This is a genomic window from Hymenobacter glaciei (assembly GCF_039539585.1).
In the GTDB taxonomy this organism is placed as follows: domain Bacteria; phylum Bacteroidota; class Bacteroidia; order Cytophagales; family Hymenobacteraceae; genus Hymenobacter; species Hymenobacter glaciei.
Window position 1 is genome coordinate 125,966 of the sequence record NZ_BAABDK010000032.1, and the last position, 18,623, is coordinate 144,588.

The following is an 18,623-nucleotide window of genomic DNA, read 5'->3' on the forward strand; positions in this document are numbered from 1 at the left end:
AGAGAGAAAGAGACAGGCAGCGGCGCGCTCGGGGATGAGCAAGGGCAGTTGCTGCACAAAGGACGGGCAGATGTTGCTGGCGCTGCAACAACTCTGACGGGGCTCAACCCAACCCATCGCCGGCATTGCTGTAGCTAAACCGGCAGCTGGCAAACTCAGTTTCGACCAGCCCGGGTAATTCGGACGGCTGAATCTGGTGCAGCTTGCCCTGGTGCCAACACGGCAACCGGCCATCGGGCAACTGGTCGAGGCAGGTGACGAGCAGGTGCCGGGGCAGGCCGGCGGCATGGGTTGCATCGCAGGCCAGGGCGTAGTTGAGTAGCTCGATGGCCAGCGGCCCGGTGCGAAAAGTCCCCTGATAATCGTTCTGCTGATTGGTTTCGGCGGCGGTATTGACGAGCGCAACGGGCGCTTCGTGGGGCAGAGGCCCGGCGCCGTGGCGGGTGTGGTAGGCGCGGCTGACGTAGTGTATTTGCGCCGTGGCGGCAAGGGCCGGCTGGTGCCGCTGGAGCAGCGCCAGCGCGTTGGCCGAGCTGGTGCGGCTGCGCGTAACGTGCGGAAACAGGCCGAAGTCCATGTCGAGCAAAATGCCCTGCGCCCCTTCAAAAACGTAGGTTTCCCAGGGCGCACCGGCGCCAAAAACGGCGGCCTCGGTTACGATTTGCACGGTGTTGTCCGCGAGCAGGCGGCCCAGTGCTTCGGCGTGGTCGGCAAAGCGCTGGTCTTCGGCGTCATGGTTGAGCTGGTCGAAGTCGAAGCTGGTTTCGGCCTGAATGCGGGCCCGGTAGTGGGCACAAATCTGACGCAGCTTGTGGCCGTACACGGCCGGGAAACGCAAATCCTGGGCATAGAGGCGCAGGGGAGTTTGCTCGTGCCGCTCAACGGTTGCCCCAAAGCCCAGGCCACAGCTGCCGTGGCGCGCCGGGCCCCGGCCAATTTCCAGGGCGCGGTTGTAAAGCACGTCGTAGTGCGTGGTTACGGGGCAGAGGGCGTCGACCAGCAGGCGGGGCTGCACGCCAGCGGCTTGCAGGGCCTCGCATTCCTTCAGCATCGAGCCCGGCGAAAAGGTGCAGTAGCTCGACCAATACGTGGGCACGTCGCGCAGCGTGCCGGCCCCGAAGTTGGAAAACACGTGGCGTAGGCCGGTGGCGGTGGTTACGGTGTGGCCGGCCTGGTGGCCGCCGTTGAAGCGCACCACCAGCGGCGTGCGGCCCTGGGCCAGCGCCCGGCGGCAAAGCCAATCGGTCGCTACGCCCTTGCCCTCATCGCCAAACCCCAGCCCGACAACAATGTGTGCCTCCTGCGTCACCCGGCCTACAGCTTGAAGATGCCGCCCAGCCAGCTGCTCTTTTTGGTCGTGGCCAGGCCCTTGGTAACGTGCACCAACGCGTGCTGTACCGCCCCGGCTGTACGCTTATCGAAGGAAGCCAGGATGTCCTGCAGGTCCACGCCATGCACCAGAGCCACGGCGCTGGCAATGGTTTCGGCAATGGCGTTGTAATCGTTGAGCACGATGAGCCGCTCGGCCAGCATCTTCTTCCAGTAGCCAAGCACCTTGGGGTCGTCGCGGTAGCTGCCCTCGTTCACGTGGATGTGGAACACGTGGTAGGTGCGTTGCGCTTCTTCGAGCAGCTGCTGGTCGGTGAGGTCCTGGGCTTCGGGGTAGCCCATGAGGGCCTTGAGGGCGGTGCCCTGTAGCACATCCCAGGCGGCCTCGTCGCCGATGGTAAACAGAAAGCCTTTCTGCCCGCGCTTTTCGAAGCAGTCGCACGAGGTATGGCGAGCGGCAAACAGCCAGGCCAGCGTGTACGACTCCCGGCTCTGGCCGCCGCCGTTGCCCTCCAGGTACAGGTCGGTGAGCCACTGGTCGAGCTCAGCGGTGCCGCTCTCAAACTGGCCCACTTGCAACGGGTAGCTATCGGAATGGTGGTCGCCGATACCGCCAAACAAAATCTGGGGATGCGGGACGCCGTGGTCGATGAGGGTGTTCATCAGCGGGCCCAGCTTCTCACGCACCAGCACCTCTGGAATGCGGCCCATGCTCCCGGTCTCGTCCAGAAACACGGCAATGGCCAGCGAGTCGGGGTGGATGTCGGAGTCGCGGCTTTCGCGGAATTTCACGCCCTTGGGTAGCATCTGGTCGCTGGCGCGGCCGGTGCGGTTGTTAGTGAAAATGTCGTCCGCGCTGGCGCCCACCCGGGTGTCTTTGAGGAAGTCATACGCATCGTCCGACCATTTTGAGTAGCCCATGAGATTAGAGGTTTAAAGGGTGAAATTCGCGTTTGGGGTACAGTTGCTGCACCAGCTTACGGTAGTCGCTGAAGGCCGCGTAGGCATTGTGCCAGGGCGTGAGCAGGAAGTCGACCAGCCGGTCGTCCACAGTGTTGCGCAGGCGCACGCCATTGCCCGAGGCATCGCCGAGCAGGCACACTGCGGTGCGCTGGGCCAGGGCCAGGTCGATGCCGGGGGTGGCGCGCTTATCGGCAAATACCGCATCGGGGTACCACAGCCGGTATTTGCCCGAAATGGTGGTTAGCGTCCCGTTCAGCCGGGCCATGTGGTAGAACGACAGGCACACCAAGCCGTGCGTTTCGGGCACCAGCGCCAGCGACTCGGGATGCAGACCCGCGTGGCAATACCCGCTCTGATGCAGCCATGCCACGAATTCCAGTAGGCGGCTCAGCACCCAAACTACGTGCTGCTGGGGCAGCACCAGTCCGGCCAGCGGCACCACCCGGGCGGCAGTGGTCGCCAATAGGTGAGGGTCATTCCAGGTCAGCACCGAAGGCAGGTATTGATGGAAATGCTGAGCCGAAGGGTCGCGCAGTGCCATCAACCGCTCGTAATTGGCTTGCGACTGGCGCAGCAGGGCCCGGTCGCCGTCGAAGCGCAGCTGGTGATTAGGCAGCACGCGCAACGGCCCGGCATCGTCGGTGAAGCGCAGGGCCGCTTCGAGCTGCTCTACATACTGGTTGAGGCGGGCCACGGCGTCGTTGGCCTGCGGCAGGTGGCACACGTCGGGGTGCAGCAGCTTGAGGTAGGCGAGGTATTCTTTCCGGAAGTTGGCGCGGCTAAAAATGTCGTCCGGCTGGCGGGAAGCGAGTATCTTGGAAAGGAGCTCTTGAACATCCATTACGCACGCAGAAGGGAAGGAGGTAGCTTGCCGGGCGGGTGGTGGCTGCCAAGTTAGGCATTTACATACCACAACAGCTCGTCGGGCCCCACATTCTCGACCGAGCGGCGGCCGGTGTGGCCCAGGCGCGGGGCCGCAATGCCCTGCCCCAGCCGCATGGGCGAACGGAAAACGCGGACTTCGTCCCACAGGCCCGCCGCAAGCAGGGCGTTGAGCACCGTAGGGCCGCCTTCCACCAGTACCGACTGGATGTTTTGCGCGTGCAAGTCGGCCAATACCTGGGGCAGCAGGTCGTCGGCTTCGGAGAGCGTCACCAGGTCGAGGTTGGGGGTGTGGTGGGGCTGGCGGTAGGTGTAGAGGCGGGTGGGCTGCGAGCCGTCGAGCAGGTGGTGGGTGGGCGGCAAACTCAGGTTTTTATCGATGACGAGGCGGGTGGGCTGGGGGCCGGGCCAGTCGCGCACGTTCAGGCGGGGGTTGTCGTGCAGGGCCGTGCGCGTGCCCACCAGAATGCCGGCTTCCTCGGCGCGCCACTGGTGGGTGAGTAGCCCCGCTTGCGGCCCACTAATTTGCACCGGCTGAAAATAGCGACCGGCCAGGAAGCCATCGGCTGTTTCGGCCCACTTCAGCACCAGATACGGCCGCTTTTTTTCGTGGAAGGTGAAGAAGCGGCGGTTCAGCCAACGACCTTCTTCGGCCAGCAGGCCGGTTTCGACGTGCACGCCGGCGGCGCGCAGTTTCTCGATGCCACGGCCCGCCACCAAGGCAAATGGGTCGTCGTTGCAGATGACGACTTCGGGCACGCCTTTTTCGATGAGCAGGTCGGCGCAGGGCGGGGTTTTGCCGTGGTGGGCGCAGGGCTCGAGGGTCACATATACGCGGCTTTCCTTCAATAAGGCCTGGTTTTCGACGGCGGCCAGGGCATTTACTTCGGCGTGCGGGCCGCCGTATTGCTTATGCCAGCCTTCCCCGATGATGCGGCCCTGGTGCGTAACCACGCAGCCGACGAGTGGGTTGGGCCGGGCATAGCCCGTGCCAAGTTGCGCCAAATCGAGGGCGCGGCGCATGAACAGGGCGTCGTCTGGTTTCATGGGGCGAAGGTAGGTTCTACCCCGTAGCTACAGCCCGGCCCTACCTTTGTTTTCGATGATTCTACGCGACGCGACGGCGGCCCTTACCGCTGCTCTAACCACCCAATATCCCGAACGCGAAGCCGAGGCCATTGCTACGCTCGTGTTTCAGCAGCTGTTGCAGCTGGAGGGCCTGGCGTTCCGAATGGGGGCCCGCGAAGCAGTAGCCCCCGAGGTGTTGGCGCAAATACCCCCCCTGCAAGCCCGGCTGCTGGCCCACGAACCGGTGCAGTACGTGCTGGGCACGGCCCACTTTGCGGGTATGGACCTCGAAGTAACTCCCGCCACCCTCATTCCCCGCCCCGAAACCGAGGAGTTGGTGCGCCTCATCGAGCAGGAGCAGGCCCACCGGCCCGGCTGCCGCGTGCTCGACGTGGGCACCGGTTCGGGCTGCCTGGCGCTGGCGCTGGCCCGCGTGCTACCTAGCGCCGAGGTGCTGGCCGTGGATATTTCGGCCGAAGCGCTGGCCGTAGCCCGTCGCAACGCCAAGGTTTGGGCGCCGACAGTAGCGTTTCAGCAAGTTGATATTTTGCAGGAAATTCCTGCTGGCCTGGCCCCCGGTCAACTCGATGTGCTGGTGAGCAACCCGCCCTACGTACGCGAAAGTGAGCGTGCCGAGATGCGCGAAAACGTATTGGCCTGGGAGCCTGCCACGGCCTTGTTCGTGCCGGACGAGGACCCATTGCTGTTCTACCGTCGGCTGGCCGAAATCGGCGCTCTGCTATTGGCGGCAGATGGCGTGGCTTACCTCGAAATAAACGAGGCGCTGGGTGCAGAAACGGCTGCGCTGTTCACTGCCCAGGGCTTTGCCGACGTGCGGGTGGTCGAAGACATGTTTGGCAAGCCGCGCATGGTACGCGCGGCTCGGGTCTAAGAAAAGGGATGTTAGTAACCCTTAGCGCGGCAGTTTGCGGCTGAAAGCAGCCAGGGCCCCGCGCATTTCCAGCGGGCTTTCAAGCAGGGCATTGTGTTTGCCGGGCATTATCACCACCTGCTGATGAGGAAAGTGTAAGGATTGGTATTGAGGGCCGGTGACATCATCAGCCTGGCCGGGCAGCACCAGCACGGGCATCGTCATGCTCGCAGTTGCGGCGCTGAAATCCTCCAGGTAGCCGCCGATAACGCCGGGCTGGTACAGAGAGGCCGCAAAATCGTGGTTTCCTGCGGTCTGAGCGCGCTGCACCCGAGCTACCCGCGCGGCCGTCGAGTCGTGGGTGTACATCATCTGGTTCATGAGGCGCTGCTGGTTGAGCAGCGCCATCACCATGCCGAAGCGCTGGGGTAGGGGAGCTGCCGGGTCGAGGGGCGGGCGGGTAGCAGCCGGCAGCAGGGCGTAGCCGTGGGTGGCCAGGCTTTCCATCGAGGCCGGCAAATTCAGGATGCTGTTGCTGAGCACCAACCCCAGCGTGTGCTGCGGATACTGCCGGGCGTAGGCTGTGGCAATGATTCCGCCGAAGGAGTGCGAAAGCAGCACCCATTTATCGATGTGCAGCTGCTGGCGTAGCTCTTCCAAATCCTGCACCAGGCGCGCAAGCCCATACGCTCCGGCCGGCGCGCTGGCCGAGCGGCCGCTGCCGCGCTGGTCGAGATAAATCATCTGGAACTGTTGCTCCAGCATGGGGCCAGCCAGGGCCTCCTGCACGGCGGCGCCCGCGCCCGGTCCGCCGTGCACAAACACGCAGGGGCGGCCCTGGCCCGCTACCCGCACGTACAGCCGCACCCCATCGGAGGTGGTGACGGTGGGTGTGCCGTTGGCGATGGAGCGGCCGGGAGAGGTGCTGGCTGCCAGCAATACAACAAGAAGCGGCAGCAAGGCCTGACGGAGAAGGAGGAGCGTTTTCATGCCCCAAACCTGCATAGGAGAGCCACGAGGCGAAAACCGACGTTGCCCAAGCGTAGAAGCCTGCCGATGAACCGACGCATCGGGCCGAAGAACTGGAATGAAGTCGCCGCAAAAAGCCCGTCTTGCCGAAGTATCCAGCAGGACGGGCTCTTGCCCAAATGCGCCATGCGCCCTAACCCCTTACTTACAAGTTTTGCAGCACGAAGTTGGTCATCTGGCGGTAGAGGTGCAGCGAGGTGTTGCCGCCCCGGATGCCGTGGTTGCGGTTGGGATAGTACAGCGTCTGGTAGTCCTTGTTGGCCTTAATCATGGCATCAACGAAGGCAATGGAATTCTGGAAATGCACGTTGTCGTCGCCGGTGCCGTGCACGAGCAGGAACTTGCCGCGCAGGTTCTGGGCGAACTGCACCGGCGAGTTGTCGTCGTAGCCGCCGGGGTTCTCCTGGGGCGTTTTTAGGTAGCGTTCGGTGTACACGGTGTCGTAGTAGCGCCAGTTCGTGACCGGAGCCACCGAAATACCCATCTTGAACAGGTCGGCGTTTTTGGTCATGGCCAGGGCCGTCATGTAGCCGCCGAAGCTCCAGCCCCAAATGCCAATGCGGCTTTTGTCAACGTAGGGCAACTTGGCCAGGTATTTGGCCCCCTCCCCCTGGTCGATGGTTTCGAGCTTACCTAGGTTGGCATAGGTGAGCTTGCGGAAGTTGCTGCCCCGCGCCCCGGTGCCCCGGTTATCTACCGACACCACAATGTAGCCCTTCTGCGCCAGCAGCTGGTGCCAGAGGTAGTTGGTAGCCGAAATGCCGCCGCCGGTGTTGTCGGCAACCGTCTGTGAGCCGGGGCCGCCGTACACGTACATCAGCACGGGGTATTTTTTGCTGGGGTCGAAGTTGCTGGGTTTCAGCATCGAGGCATTCAACTCGCTGCCTTCGCTGGTTTTGAAGGTGAAGAACTCCAGCTTGCCCAGGTCGTATTGGCCCAGTGTTTCGCGCAGCTTGGCGTTGTCTTCCAGGGTCTTCGCCAGCTTGCCGGTGCTGCCCTCGTGCAGGCTCACCACCGCCGGCTGCCCAACCGAGGAGTGCGTGTTCAGGAAATACTGAGTGTCGGGGCTCATGTTCACGGCGTCGGTGCCGGAGCCGGCTGCGCTGAGGCGCTGCTTGCCGCTGCCGCTCAGGTTCACGCGGTAGAGGTGGCGCTGCAGAGGCGAGGCTTCGGTGCTGGTGAAGTACACGAAGCCGGTTTTGGGGTCGAAGCCATTCACGGCCGTAATCTCCCAACTGCCCTTTGTGAGCTGGCGTAGCTGCTTGCCGCTCATATCGTACAGGTAGAGGTGCTGGTAGCCGTCCTTCTCGCTGGTGAACAAAAATTGCGTGCCGCCGGGCAGGTAGCGCAGGTCGTCGCTGATGTCGACATAAGCCGGGCTGGCATCGGTGAGCACTACCTGGGTTTTGCCGGTGGTAACGTCGCCGTGCAGAATTTCGAGCTTGTTCTGCAGGCGGTTCAGGCGCTGAATGCTGAGTGTGTTGGGAGCCTGCGTCCACGTCAGGCGCGGCAGGTATTGGTCGGGGTTGGGGCCCACGTCCATCTTCGTGGTGCGGGCGCTGGCCACGTCGTAGCTGCTCACCGATACCACCGAGTTTTTTTCGCCGGCCTTGGGGTATTTGAAGCGGTATTCCTTGGGGTAAAGGCCGCCCCATTCCTGCATGTCGTACTCGGGGACCTGGCTTTCATCGAAGGTGTAAAAGGCAATCTGCCGGCTGTCGGGCGACCAGAAAAAGCCCTGAGCAAAGCTGAACTCCTCCTCGTACACCCAGTCGGCCGAGCCGTTGATGATGCTGTTTTTAAGGCCGTTGGTTGTCACGGTCGCTTCCTTCATCGTGGTCAAGTCCGTTACAAACACGTTGTTGTCGCGGGTGAAAGCCACGTAGCGGCCATCGGGCGAGAAGGTGCCATAGCCCTGCTTGCCGCCAGCGCTCAGCGGCGTCAGCTTCTTGCTGCCGCGGTCGAACACGTAGTAGCTGGCGCGGGCGCTGCGTCGGTAAATGGGCTCGGTCCCGGTCGTGAACAGGATTTTCTGCTCGTTGGCGTTGAAGCTGTAGCCATCTACGGCCAGGGGCTTGGCCTCGCCGGGCAGTTGCAGTTCGGCGGGCGTAACGAGGGTTTGCACCGCTTTGCCGGTCGTTACCTCGTGCTGCACCAGGCTCCCGTTTTCCAGGGCCGAGTAGTAGCGGCCGTCATTCATCCAATTGAAGCCCGGCACGCTGGCGGCGCGGAAGGTGGGCTTGGTCCAGATATCTTCCAAGGTGAGCGCCTGCTTCTGCTGGGCCAGGGCCACGGTAGGGGTGAAGCCCGGCAGCAGGGCTGGGCCGTTGGCGGCCAGCAGCACAGCCAGGGCAAAATAGCGAAAACGCATAGGCGGAATAAAAAGAAACGACTTCAAAATACAGTTGGGCGGGATTAAGACGTTAAAGGTACTATTGGCCGCTGCAGCGTTGCGCGGCCAGTCCCAGTATCTTTGCCCTATGCGTATTCGCTCTCTTTTTGCTTGCCTGCCGGCGTTGGCCCTATTGGCTGCCTGCTCCAAAACCGATGCGCCCGTACGAATCGATTTCGTGGGCGCCACGGGCCTTACCTCCGGCAATCGCACGTTGGGCGCCGGCGACACCCTTGTTACGCATGCCTATGCTGTGGGCAACGACCAGCCCCTCAAAAACCTGCGCATCGAGGTTACCTACGAGCCCGGCCCTGCACCAATTCTCTACCCCATTCCCACCAGCAGTTTCGATGCGAACAAGGCTCCCCAGCCTCTTACCATTACTTATCTCGATTCGTTGTTGCCCGCCAGCAGCACCGGAAGCGGCCGTGGAACCGAGGCCCTGTTCGCAAACGGACTGATGGCGCGCACTACTTCAGGCAAAGAAACCTGGACCTATACTGCCACCGATGCCAGTGGCCAGACGGCTGCGCGCGGCTACCACCTCACGGTACACAAGTCCGATTCGGCAGCTGTTTTTCACAGCTACCCACTCATACTGCGCCCGTTGCCAAACCTTGCCGCCCGGCCCGCCAGCGTGCGCGACAGTCGCCGCGTGTTCCTGAATCTGCGCTACGGTTTGCTACTGCCTAAGTATGCGCTGCTTAACAAAACCAATGTAGGGGCAAATCAAAATTCGCTGCAGGGCAACCAGAAGCTGATTGATTTGGTAGCGGTAGCCAACCAAGCCGGTACTGCCGTGAGCTTGGCAACCCCTGCCAATAGCGCCAACTGGCCTACCGCCAATCGCCAGCTTACTGTTGTGCATGCCGTTGGGCTCACCCCTACGCAGTTTACCAATGCTGCCAACGCGGCTAGCTTCCAGGCCGCTTTCGACGCTAGCAAACCCTACGAGTCCCCTGCTGGCTCCACCAGCGACAAAACCACCGGCCCACTGGCCGCAGGGCAGGTTATCGCCTTCAAAGCATTCGACGTTAATGACAAACCATATTACGGCCTGCTTCAGGTAACGGCTTTCACCGGCGGCACCAATCCTCTGCTCACCTGTCAGGTCAAGTTGCAGAAGTATTAACCTGAGAGTACACAACAAAGGAGGGCTTCCCAGTTGGGAAGCCCTTCTTTGTTTTCGTAGTGAGCACCGAAAACAGTTCTCAGCACTTCAATACACTTGGACAAGTCCTAAAAAGTGATGCCTGCCGTTACGGTGGTGGTGTAGCGGGTAGCAGTGCTTTTGATAACTGGCGCTATATCCGTCCCTTTGGCATCGTAGACGTGGTAGGGGCTATAGCTCTGGCCAAAGGTGGTGTAAACAGCCGCCGCATCGAGGAAAAAGTTGCCCTGGCGCAGGCCCAGGCCGGCCGTGTAGAAGTTCTGGGCGCGCTCGTTGTTGGTATCGGCCTGGTAGGGGTCGCCGTAGCGGGCGTAGCCAGCTCGCACCCGGAACACGTCGAAGCGGCCTTCAGCCCCGAAGCGCAGGTTCACGGTGTTCCGGTACAAGCGCTGTACGTCGGCGTTCTCGTTGGTGAAGGTGTAATCGTCGCCGTTGGCGGCGTTGGGGTCGTTGTGCAGGCGGGACTGCCGGTAGCCCACGTACTCCGCATCGCCCGTCACAAATCCGTGCTTGCCCAGCGTGAGAGCCGCGCCTCCGTTGGCCCGGAAGGGCGTGGTAAGGGTATAGTCGTAGTCGTTGGTTGGCATCGATACCTTCGGGCCGGTGCCCACGGGTAGGTCCCTGGGCACGCGGTCAGTACCATTTGCGCTGAAGGTGCCTACCAGACTCTCGCTGTACGTGTCGCTCAGGTGCATATAGGTTGGCGTTTGCACCGACGCTCCGAGGCGCAGGTTGTCCAGAGCACGCACAATTACCCCCAAACGGGCATTAAAGCCACTGCCTTTGGTGCGCAGCTGCGTGCTGCTGGTTAGGCTCTGGAAGTGGGTGTTCGGGTCGTTGTCCGATTCGGTGAGCGTGCGGTCCTGGTTAAAGTTCGAGCTAACGAACCCGATGGCTCCCCCGATGTACAGCCGGTCGCGGTAGCTAGCCCCGTAGCCGATATCGAATTGCGACAGCGAACCAGAATTCGTTACCAGCTCGCCCTGGGTTATCTGGCTGCCCTGCTTGCGTAGCACCACGGCCGAATCTTTCCCGAATTGAGTGCCCGCCCTGCGGTAAGAAGAAATATTGGCTAGGTAAGCGCCGTAAGCCAGGCCGAGGTCGGAAGTGTAACGGTTAGCAACAGCCTGCGCGTCGAGGGCATCGTAATAACTCTGATTGCGCACGCCGGCATACGGCTGCAGCCGCTCCAGAAAGGAACCCTTTTCCAGGCCAAAGGTACCCTGGTAGTTTGTGCTCATGTTAAAGTCGGCCTGCCGGGTAAAGCCCAGGGCCAGTGCCCCGCCGCGCCAGTCGCCTTCTTCGGTGTCAGCCTTGCGCGTGGCGAATACCACTCCCGCGCTGGCAATGTGAAAGCTGTTCTTGCTCTCATTGGTCGCCGCACCCGTGCCGCCATCAATGCGGCTGTCGCTCTGGCCAATGCCAACGCCGGGCGCTAGGTGCAGCTCCGATTTCTGAAACAAGCCCAATCCGGCCGGATTACTGGTGAGGTTACCAAAATCGGCGCCGAGGGCCACATTGGCCCCGGCAATGCCCTGGGTGCGGGCCGGGCCGCCAAATTGCAGGCGCGAGTAGCGCAAAGCATCGTTGGCGCCCTGGGCATAGGCGTGGCTGGCCTGCCCCGCAACGAGGGCCAGGCTAAGCCATAAAATCCGTTTTTTCATAGGAAGGAGGAAAGAAAAGGAGCCGGCCGTTGGGCCGGCTCGCTGGGTAATTTCTTGCAGAGAGTAACACTATTTACTTAATCACGGCCCCGGCGGCCCTCGCCACCACTGTTACCGCCGCCACCGCCGTACGACGGGGCCGAAGCTGGAGATGAGTACGACGGCTGGCTGCTGCGCTGCGGCTGCTCATACGTCTGCTGGCGGGGCTGCTCGTACGTTTGCTGGCGAGGTTGGTCGTAGCTACGCTGACGGGGCTGCTCGTAGGTGGGTTGTCCGGCTGCCTGGCCACCATTGCCAACGGGCTCACCCAATACGTGCTGGATGAAGCCACCCCGGCGGCGGCCTTCCTGCGGAGCGGTAGCCGGCTGGCTCTGGGGCTGCAGGTCATCGGCACGGTTCCGGCCGTTGTTGGGGTCGGCCGCTATGGGTGCTTCCGCACTGCGGTAGCGGGGGCGCACGGCGTCATCAATGGGTCGGGGCTGGTTGTCGAAGCCTGCAATAGGCGTTACGCCATTACGACGGGTGCGTTCTGCACCGTCAGGCGCAACCTCGACCATTTGGCCGCCATTGCCAGTCACCCGCTCGCTGCGTACGTGGCCTCCGGTCGAGGTGCCACCTCCGCTACCGCCGGGAGTTGCGCTGTAGCTGCTCTCCGAGGCGCGGTCGGTGCGGTGGCCGCGGGTGCGGCCGTTGTTGCGACTGTCGCCGTTGTTGCTGCCATAGTAGCCGCCGTTGTTGCCCCCGTAGCCGTTGCCGTAATAGCCACCGCGGCCATAGTAACCCCCATAGTAAGAGCTGCCATAGTAGTAAGGCGAATAGCCGTAGCCATAACCGTACGGGCTATAGCCATACCCACCGTAATAAGGACGACCAAATCCGAAGCTGATACTTACCCCCGAACCGTAGCCGTAATAAGGGCTGTAGCCATAGCCATAGGGGCTATAGAAAGAGCTGTAGAACGGGTCGTAGCCGCCGTAAGCATAGGGCGAATACCCGCAGGCCCCACCACCCCAACCGTAGCCGAAACCGGTGCAAACGCTGCCGAAGGGCGCGTAGCTAAGCGTGGTGTACGGGCTGTAAGGCGCATAACCGCTGACGCCGTAGCCAGGTACGCCCTGCATGTAGGAGTAGGTGTTGTCGTAGTACTGCGTAGCGCCACTGCCCTGCTGGGCCCTCGACGAGGACGTATTGCCGTTGTAGTCGGGGTTGGCCTCTTCGTTGGTGCTGGCTGGCGTGGGCGCGGCCCGTACCACGGCGGTGGTGCGGTCTTTCGACGAATAGTACACGCCGTCATCTTCCGACGACGTCAGGGCCGACGTGCCGGCACAACCACCCAGCGCAAACAGGGCCAATGCGGGCAAACAGGCGGTGAGTAGGTTTCTCATGGCTGAAAAAAAATGAGGGTGGGTAGCTTGTTGTAAAGTAACGACCTATACGCTGGAAACGAGGTGAAGAAGCTACTAATAAGGGCTATAATGGCTAAAAATACTGGAAAGCAGGTAGGCCCGGCAGTCATTCGGCGAATTAGGAATTTGTGGCGTGGTCCGGGCTTTAGTAACGTAATTTGGGCCCGAAACCGTGCCCTGGTATCTACTCAATTCTTGTACCAGATTCAGGAACTTTTTCAATTACTTCTTAGATGCCTCCCATGAGCAAAAAGTTGCCTACCCGCCAGGAAGATTACTCGTTGTGGTACAACGAGTTGGTGAAACGAGCCGGCCTGGCCGAAAACTCCGCTGTGCGCGGCTGTATGGTTATTAAACCCTACGGCTACGCCATCTGGGAAAAAATGCAGCGCCAACTGGACGATATGTTCAAGCGCACCGGCCACGAAAACGCCTACTTTCCGCTTTTCGTACCCAAAAGCCTGTTCGAAGCCGAGGAAAAAAACGCCGAAGGCTTCGCTAAAGAGTGCGCCGTGGTTACCCACTACCGCCTCCAGACTGACCCCGACCGGCCCGGCAAGCTGCGCGTCGACCCCAACGCCAAACTCGAAGAAGAGCTGGTGGTGCGTCCTACCTCGGAAGCCATTATTTGGAGCACCTACAAAAACTGGGTGCAGAGCTACCGCGACCTGCCCCTGCTCATCAACCAGTGGGCCAACGTGGTGCGCTGGGAAATGCGCACCCGCTTGTTTCTGCGCACCGCTGAGTTCCTGTGGCAGGAAGGCCACACGGCCCATGCTACCGCCGAAGAAGCCGTAGCTGAAACCCGCCAGATGCTCGACGTGTACGCCGAGTTTGCCGAAGAGCACATGGCCCTGCCCGTGGTGAAGGGCGTGAAAACCCCCAACGAGCGGTTTGCCGGAGCCGAAGACACCTATTGCATTGAAGCATTGATGCAGGACGGCAAAGCCCTGCAGGCCGGCACCAGCCACTTTCTGGGCCAGAACTTTGCCAAAGCCTTTGATGTGCAGTTTGCAAATAAAGACGGCGTGCGCGAACATGTGTGGGGCACCAGCTGGGGCGTAAGTACCCGCCTGATGGGCGCCCTTGTGATGGCCCACTCCGACGACGAAGGCCTCGTGCTGCCGCCCAAGCTGGCCCCCATTCAGGTGGTCATCATACCCATTTACAAAACCGGCGAGCTCGATGCCCTGCTCGAACGCATCAAACCCATTCAGATGGGCCTGATTGCCCGCGGTATTTCGGTGAAGCTGGACGCCCGCGACACCGAGCGTCCCGGCTTCAAGTTTGCCGAGTGGGAACTGAAAGGTGTGCCGGTGCGCCTGGCCATTGGCGCGCGCGACCTCGACGCCGGCATGGTGGAAGTGGTGCGCCGCGACACCAAGCAGAAGATGAGCCTGCCCCTGGCCGATATCGTGGCCAGCGTCGACCAGCTCCTCACCGATATCCAAACCAATATTTACGAGCGTGCCAAAAGCTTCCGTGCTGCCCACACTACGCGCGTCGACAGCTACGACGAATTCAAGCGGATGCTGGACGAGGAGCCCGGCTTCCTGCTGGCCCACTACGACGGCACTTCCGAAACCGAAGAGCGCATCAAGGATGAAACGAAAGCCACCGTGCGCTGCCTGCCCCTAAACGAGGCCGATGAAGAAGGCATCTGCATGGTAACAGGCAAGCCGAGTCCGCGCCGCGCCTATTTCGCCCGCGCCTACTAGAATAGCTTACCGCAGCCCGGCTACTCGCTGCGTTGCGCCGCCATTGAACCCGCACCGGTCCGGCCGGGCAGCATTGCTGCCCGGCCTTTTTTTATGCTGCTGGCCATAAACCAAAAGCAAGGGAACGATACCTGCCATTATTTATTGAAGAAAAAATTTTCTTTTTTATCATCATTATTCCCATTAATAATTATCTTGCATCGCGGAATGTAGGAAGTCGTGCAGAAGAGACGGAGCGTGTTATGGTTCTTTACTAGCTTTTTATGCGGCACATTCTCTTGACCGGCCTGTTGGTGGCAGCAATTGGCACCAGCCATGCGCAAACGCCGGTGGCAATTCCTCCCACGGCCATTTCGCAACTGGAGCGCTTGGTGCGCCAAACGCAGGCGGAAGTAATAATAGGGAGCCGCCGCAGTGCCCTGCCACCGGAAACCCGGCCCATGCTCAACAAGATGCTGGTGCAAACCGCATCGGAGTTTATGACACTGGCTGGCCGCAAACCCACGCGCAAGGACTTTTATAAAAGCCTGGATACCGGGCTGGCTCGTCTCAAACCGCTGGTGCCCGAGGTACAGGAGCGCCAGCAAGTAGCCGAGTACTTCCAGGATATACTCGACATAGTTGGGCTCGATAGCTCCGAAGGCCGCTTGACCGCCTTCGTAGAAGGAAACAGTCCCCGCCCCTAAGGGCCTTGCTTAGGTTGAATGGCCCTTGCGGCTGGAGACGGAACCCCGCCGCCTATAACTGCCCGCTTCCTTTTTCATTTTCTCCCAATTCCCACATACACTTCTTGCTTACCTATGAAAAAAATCTTACTGTTCGGCCTTTTAAGCTGCGCGGCACTCGCGGGCAATGCACAATCGGCCAACCGCTTGGCAACGCCGGCCAAAGTATTAGCGCAGCTCGAGCGCTACAAAGACCTAACCAAGCATGATGCGACAGCCTCGGGCAGCGCTACTCGTAGCCATAGCGAGGTGCGCCCCGAAATCAATCGGCTGCTGGTGCAGTCGGCCGACGAATTTGCCTGGGTAGCCGCCGGCCGGCCCACGCGCGAAGCCTACCTGCGTTGCATTGATGAAGGCCTGGCCCGACTATCACCGTACACCAGAACGGCACAAGACCGCCAGGTCGTGGCCGAATTCTATCTGGACCTGATGAATATTGTTGGCCTCGAAACTTCTGAGGGACGACTGAATGGGTTTGTGGCGCAGGTGCAGGCAAGTCGGTAACCAGCCGCTCCTTTACAGGCAAAGAGCCCGGCCTCGTCATGAGCCCGGGCTTTTTTGCGTCTGGAAAGAAATTGGAATTCGCCGGGTACCCGCCAAGGGCATCAGCTTGATGCAAAGTAGGCCCTTGGGATAATAGGGACGGCACATCCCATGCTTGGCCTTGTTGTTGCCATATTTGTAAAATAGTCTTCACCTTTGTGCTTTTCCAGCTATTAATCACTTTAAAGTAGTCGGATAGTTATACTTATACTTTATGAAGCGCTTTTGCTGCAGCTTGCTCTTGAGCTGCCTGGCTTTTCTTTCGCATGCGCAAGCCCCTACCCGGCCGGGCTCGAGCCTGGTCGTGGGCCGACTCGAAGATTTTATTGAAGCTACCAAGCATGTAGCCGAGCCCAACGCTTCCCTCAAAAGCCAGGTTGAAGCCCGGCCCGAGCTAAACCGACTGCTGGTAATTGCAGCCTTCGACTTCGTGCAGATAACGCGCACCGCGCCCAGCCGTGAGGCTTACTTGGACGCCATGGACCGCGGCCTGGCACGCCTCGACGCCCTCATGATGACGCCGGGCGACCGCCGCGAAATAGCAAACTTCTACATCGACCTGATGGATATTGTTGGCATCGATAGTTCCGATGGGCGGCTCGATGCATTCGCGGCCAGGCAGCCAGCCTCCCCGCTCAAGGCCTCTAACTAGCACGGCTGCCAGCCCAGCAAAAAGCCCCGACTCAGTACTGAGCCGGGGCTTTTTGCTGGCAAAACTAAGCGGTTATTTCTTGGTAATAGTGAATTCGACGCGGCGGTTTTTCATGCGCGTTTCTTCCTGGTCGTTGCTGGAAAGTGGCTTGGTATCGCCAAAGCCCTCCGTGGTGATGCGGCCACCGTTGATGCCGTGGCTGCTGAGGTACTTCTTCACCTCGTTCACGCGGTCGAGGCTGAGCTTCAGGTTCAGGGCGGGGTCGCCCTGGTTGTCGGTGTGGCCCGAGAGCTTGATTTCCACCGTCGGGTAATCCTTCATGATGCGGATGAGGCGCAGCAGTTCGGGGTAGGAACTGGTGGTAAGGTAGTAGCGGCTCTGCTGGAAGAAGATGTTGTTCATCTTCACCGTCTGGCCCACGTTGAAGGGCACGAGGTACAGGTCCTGCTTCTGCTCGGTATACTTGTCCTTGGCCGTCACATCGAGGTTGGCGCTTTCGGCCAGGTAGCCCTTGGCTTCGGCGCGGTAGCCGTACTGCACGCCGCTGGGCAGCACAATGGTGTATTCGCCGGTGGCGGGGTCGGTTTCCGTCGAGCCGATTTCCTCGCCGGTCAGCAGGTTTTCGTAGTGAATAATGGCCTTGATGGGCTTGCCGGTGGCCTGGTCGAGTACCTTGCCGGTTACCAGCGTCACCACTTCGGGCTGGAAGGCGGGGGCCAGCGAGATGCGGAAGATGTCCTTCGAGCCGCCCGTGCCGTTGCGCGACGATACCAGGTAAGCATCCTGGCCGGCGGCCGAAATGGTGTAGTAGGCGTCGAAGTCGGGCGAGTTTACCACCGGGCCCAGGTTGCGCGGCGGGCTCCAGTTGGTCCAGGTATCGTCGAGGCGCTTGGTGTAAAAGATGTCAGACTTGCCGTAGCCGCCCCGGCCGTCGCTGGCAAAGTACAGGGTCTTTTCATCGGCTGCCAGGAAGGGGGCGAAGTCGGCACCCGCCGTGTTCACGTTCGGGCCCAGGCTTTTGGGCTTGGTCCACTTCTTCTGACTTTTGGTGTCGTGCATTACGCCGGGCAGGTTGTCGTCCTTCGGGAAGCTCACGAAAATGTCCTGACCGCCCAGGCCGTCGTTGCGCTCCACTGCCATGAGCAGGGCTTTGCCCGAAGTCGACAAGTAGGCATCGATGTTCATCGGGTCTTTGTTGTAGTAGTCTTCGATGTCCACCTTCACCGGCTTGGTCCAGCCGCCAGCACCGCGCTTGCTCATGCTGAAGCCTTTGGGCTCCATCAGGCCGTCTTCGTACACGCCGATGAGCAGTGCCGTGCGGCCGTCGGCCGATACCGAGGCCAGGCCGTTGGGGTCTTCCGGGGTGTTGCTGGGCTCGCCCATGTTCTTGGCAGTGCCCCAGGTTTTGTTGCGACCCGACACCAGCCTGGAAACATAGATGTCCTGCGGGTCGCGGGCGCCGCCCACGTTGGTAGGGGCACTCTGACGGGCAAAATACAGGGTGCGGCCGTCGGGCGAGATAACCGGGTGGGTGTCTACGTAGCGCGTGTTCACGGTGGGGCCCAGGTTCACCAGCGACGAGTCGAATTGCGTCGATTTCACGGCCTCGGGGCCTTTCTCGCCGGCGAATGCCTGCTTCACCATGGTCGAGGCCACGTCGGCGATGCCAATGGCGTCAATCTGATTGATGCCTTCGACCTTGCCCGTGTTCATGTACACTTTCACGCCCAGGGTGCGGTACTCGGCGGCCGGGAACTTCACTTCGAGCGAGCGCGAGGGCTCGGGCAGGGGGCCGGGGTTGGCGTTGGCATACACTTCGTGGTGCACGCCTTTGGTGTCAATCAGCTCGATTTTGGTGATGGAGCCGGGGTTGAAGCTTTCGACGACCGTCACCTGCTGAGCAGCCACCGAGCGGAGGAACTTCACTTCGATGAATTCGCCGGCTCCCTCCTTGCGCGGAATCCAAGCGTTGTTGCTGATTTCGCCCAGCGGCAGGGCGTTGGGGGCACCCAGCACCTGCGAGGGAGAGAAGGCCTCTTTGCCCTCGGCTTTTTGCGACGATGCTTCGACCAGGCGAGCGGCCCACTGCACGTGCTGGGCCTGGGCCGGGGCCGCCGCCAGCAGGCCCAGGACCGCCGGCACAGTCGCCAGCAGATAATTCAAACGACGATTATTCATAGCTAAAATGGCAAAAAGTAGTACTAGCCGGG

General features: G+C 61.0%; 15 protein-coding genes. 6 read left to right on the plus strand and 9 right to left on the minus strand.

The genetic code is table 11. The features are described from left to right. Positions 1-103: 103 nt before the first annotated feature. The 4 genes from ABD837_RS21455 to ribD are packed head-to-tail and all read right to left on the minus strand — an operon-like array spanning position 104 to position 4,221. Positions 104-1,309: an adenylosuccinate synthetase gene (locus tag ABD837_RS21455; RefSeq protein WP_345058699.1), complete on the minus strand. Its 1,206-nt coding sequence runs from the start codon at positions 1,307-1,309 to the stop codon at positions 104-106. A 5-nt stretch (positions 1,310-1,314) separates the two neighbouring features. Next, positions 1,315-2,250 (minus strand): hypothetical protein, encoded by a 936-nt coding sequence (locus tag ABD837_RS21460; protein WP_345058701.1) that lies wholly within the window; start codon positions 2,248-2,250, stop codon positions 1,315-1,317. A gap of 4 nt (positions 2,251-2,254) precedes the next feature. Then, entirely contained in the window at positions 2,255-3,133 is an 879-nt protein-coding gene (locus tag ABD837_RS21465) for a hypothetical protein (RefSeq protein WP_345058702.1), read from the minus strand. Positions 3,134-3,186: 53 nt separating this feature from the next. After that, a complete protein-coding gene (gene ribD / locus ABD837_RS21470) occupies positions 3,187-4,221 on the minus strand; it encodes a bifunctional diaminohydroxyphosphoribosylaminopyrimidine deaminase/5-amino-6-(5-phosphoribosylamino)uracil reductase RibD (RefSeq protein WP_345058704.1) in 1,035 nt (344 codons plus the stop codon). A 55-nt stretch (positions 4,222-4,276) separates the two neighbouring features. On the opposite strand from ribD, the gene prmC reads away from it, so the two are divergent. After that, positions 4,277-5,134 (plus strand): peptide chain release factor N(5)-glutamine methyltransferase, encoded by an 858-nt coding sequence (prmC, locus tag ABD837_RS21475; protein ID WP_345058706.1) that lies wholly within the window; start codon positions 4,277-4,279, stop codon positions 5,132-5,134. Positions 5,135-5,155: 21 nt separating this feature from the next. Here the strand turns inward: prmC and ABD837_RS21480 are convergent, their stop codons facing one another. Beyond that, entirely contained in the window at positions 5,156-6,103 is a 948-nt protein-coding gene (locus tag ABD837_RS21480; RefSeq protein WP_345058708.1) for an alpha/beta fold hydrolase, read from the minus strand. A 184-nt stretch (positions 6,104-6,287) separates the two neighbouring features. Further along, positions 6,288-8,513 (minus strand): S9 family peptidase, encoded by a 2,226-nt coding sequence (locus tag ABD837_RS21485; RefSeq protein ID WP_345058710.1) that lies wholly within the window; start codon positions 8,511-8,513, stop codon positions 6,288-6,290. 109 nt (positions 8,514-8,622) lie between these two features. Here ABD837_RS21485 and ABD837_RS21490 point away from each other — a divergent pair, with 109 nt between their 5' ends. Continuing rightward, a complete protein-coding gene (locus tag ABD837_RS21490) occupies positions 8,623-9,666 on the plus strand; it encodes a hypothetical protein (protein ID WP_345058712.1) in 1,044 nt (347 codons plus the stop codon). A 107-nt stretch (positions 9,667-9,773) separates the two neighbouring features. Here ABD837_RS21490 and ABD837_RS21495 read toward each other — a convergent pair whose 3' ends face one another. Further along, the gene (locus ABD837_RS21495) at positions 9,774-11,369 is read right to left on the minus strand and encodes an OmpP1/FadL family transporter (protein ID WP_345058714.1); all 1,596 of its coding nucleotides are present in this window, start codon (positions 11,367-11,369) and stop codon (positions 9,774-9,776) included. 77 nt (positions 11,370-11,446) lie between these two features. Continuing rightward, positions 11,447-12,754: a hypothetical protein gene (locus tag ABD837_RS21500; protein ID WP_345058716.1), complete on the minus strand. Its 1,308-nt coding sequence runs from the start codon at positions 12,752-12,754 to the stop codon at positions 11,447-11,449. Between the two features lie 263 nt (positions 12,755-13,017). Here ABD837_RS21500 and proS point away from each other — a divergent pair, with 263 nt between their 5' ends. The 4 genes from proS (at position 13,018) to ABD837_RS21520 (ending at position 16,413) form a co-directional block, all read left to right on the plus strand. Next, positions 13,018-14,493 carry a proline--tRNA ligase gene (gene proS, locus ABD837_RS21505; RefSeq protein ID WP_345058718.1) on the plus strand — a complete coding sequence of 492 codons (1,476 nt, stop codon included), beginning with the start codon at positions 13,018-13,020 and terminating at the stop codon, positions 14,491-14,493. A 263-nt stretch (positions 14,494-14,756) separates the two neighbouring features. Next, positions 14,757-15,179, plus strand: a complete 423-nt coding sequence (locus tag ABD837_RS21510) for a DUF4844 domain-containing protein (RefSeq protein ID WP_345058720.1) — start codon at positions 14,757-14,759, stop codon at positions 15,177-15,179. Positions 15,180-15,293: 114 nt separating this feature from the next. Then, complete coding sequence (locus tag ABD837_RS21515; RefSeq protein ID WP_345058722.1) at positions 15,294-15,722, plus strand: hypothetical protein; 429 nt, start codon at positions 15,294-15,296, stop codon at positions 15,720-15,722. A 253-nt stretch (positions 15,723-15,975) separates the two neighbouring features. Next, positions 15,976-16,413 carry a DUF4844 domain-containing protein gene (locus ABD837_RS21520; protein ID WP_345058724.1) on the plus strand — a complete coding sequence of 146 codons (438 nt, stop codon included), beginning with the start codon at positions 15,976-15,978 and terminating at the stop codon, positions 16,411-16,413. Between the two features lie 72 nt (positions 16,414-16,485). On the opposite strand, the gene ABD837_RS21525 is transcribed toward ABD837_RS21520, so the two are convergent. Further along, the gene (locus ABD837_RS21525) at positions 16,486-18,591 is read right to left on the minus strand and encodes an OmpA family protein (protein WP_345058726.1); all 2,106 of its coding nucleotides are present in this window, start codon (positions 18,589-18,591) and stop codon (positions 16,486-16,488) included. Positions 18,592-18,623 lie beyond the last annotated feature (32 nt).